Origin of the sequence: Bradyrhizobium sp. NAS96.2 (assembly GCF_001908235.1) — a bacterium.
GTDB lineage: Bacteria > Pseudomonadota > Alphaproteobacteria > Rhizobiales > Xanthobacteraceae > Bradyrhizobium.
This window is the reverse complement of the sequence record NZ_LGHK01000367.1, coordinates 1-1,440: the sequence shown is the minus strand read 5'-3', so window position 1 is coordinate 1,440 and position 1,440 is coordinate 1. Positions and strand designations below refer to the sequence as shown.

The 1,440-nt window shown below is 65.1% G+C and carries 2 protein-coding genes; both read right to left on the bottom strand.

The features are described 5' to 3' along the window. Positions 1 to 376: 376 nt before the first annotated feature. Positions 377 to 685 carry a hypothetical protein gene (locus tag AC628_RS43645; RefSeq protein ID WP_128970429.1) on the bottom strand — a complete coding sequence of 103 codons (309 nt, stop codon included), beginning with the start codon at positions 683 to 685 and terminating at the stop codon, positions 377 to 379. Between the two features lie 113 nt (positions 686 to 798). Then, on the bottom strand, positions 799 to 1,440 hold a 642-nt coding region (locus AC628_RS41330), incomplete at its 5' end, for a LysR family substrate-binding domain-containing protein (protein WP_074132541.1).

The following is a 1,440-nucleotide window of genomic DNA, read 5'->3' as shown; positions in this document are numbered from 1 at the left end:
TATCCATTCCAATGCGGATAATCTGCTTCACGGACGGTCCCCTCGTTTGAGATTGCACAACCTCATTCTGGCACACTGATGCCGTAGGGGGCCGTCCACACCATCAACCACCGCCTTCGGTGATGAGCGGGACAGCGGCCCCAGCGTCGCGCAACGCCTGAGGTTAGGGGGTAATGGGTCCTGGCTTTCGCCAGGACGACGATGAAGATGGTTCGCCTTTCAGGGTACCAAACAACGCGATGTCATCACCCGCATGCGCATGCGGGTGATCCAGTATTCCAGAGGCGGCAGTGCTTGAGCCGAGAGGCCGCGGCGTACTGGATCGCCCGGTCGAGCCGGGCGATGACACGCGAGGATGAGGATGCAGCTTCGCGTTCTACTGGCACACCGGCGCGGTCAGTTTTGGGTCAGCTGGTCTTGCTGACCAATACGCCCGCTGATTGAGCTCCGCTTCGTTTGTCGCAGGAGCACAGACGTAGCTCGTCTTGCCGACGCAGATGGGCGAGCCAATCGAGTAGATGAGGTTGTCGTAGATGCAATAACTGCCGATCCCGGACGGCAGATCAGTCGGCGGCGTTGTGGAGCCGCCAAGATAGGGTTGCGGTGGGGCGCCCGGCGCCCTGTCTTGGGCCGCGGCCGCATGAAGGGAAATCAGAAGCGTCAGACAGGTGGCAATGCGTAGCATGATCCCTCCGGTCAAAGACTGTCGGCAAAGCGCCGGGCTACTCCGGCGCGGGAAGTGCATTTGCAGCCGCGGCGGAATCGCTAGCAGGCTAATACGACACTCGCTTTGCATGGTCACGCCTCACGCGCGTAACTCTTCAACCTTGCCTCCAGCACCGCGATTACCTGGTCGCGGACCGGATCGCGGGAGCCTTTAAGCCAGGCGGCGGCGAGCGGCAGGCGGCCGGCGCTGCTGCCGCGCTTCAGGCGGAGTGGCACAAAGCGGACGCCCGGGATCGCCATCCGCGCGGTCCAGCGCGGCACGATAGCGACGCCGAGCCGTGCGGCCACCATATTGACGATGGTCTGCTTCTCGTCGGCGATCTCCTGGATGCGCGGCGTCAGCCCGGCCTCGTCGAACAGTTTGGTCGTGAGATCGTGGCTGTGCGGCCGCGAGCGGCGCTCCGGCACGATCAAGGGCTGATCGGCGATGTCGGGCAGCACGATCTGCTTGCGCCGCGCCAGCGCATGCTTGTGCGACAACGCCACCACGGCGGTCTCCTGCAGCAGCGAGACAAACTCGATACGGCGGTCGGGCCGCTCCGGCGGGCGCACGAACGCGAGGTCGAGCGCGCCCGACAGCAGCTTCGGCAGCAGCCGGATGGTCTTCTCCTCGAGCAGCTGCACGGCGACATCGGGATGGGCAGCACGGACGTCGCGCAGCAGCGGCGGCAGCAGGCCGGCCGCGGCGCTGTCGATCGCGCCGATCCGGAAGCG

Bases quoted from the DNA above. Each gene is read 5' to 3' on its own strand.
- AC628_RS43645 (WP_128970429.1), bottom strand. From the start codon at position 685: ATGCTACGCATTGCCACCTGTCTGACGCTTCTGATTTCCCTTCATGCG.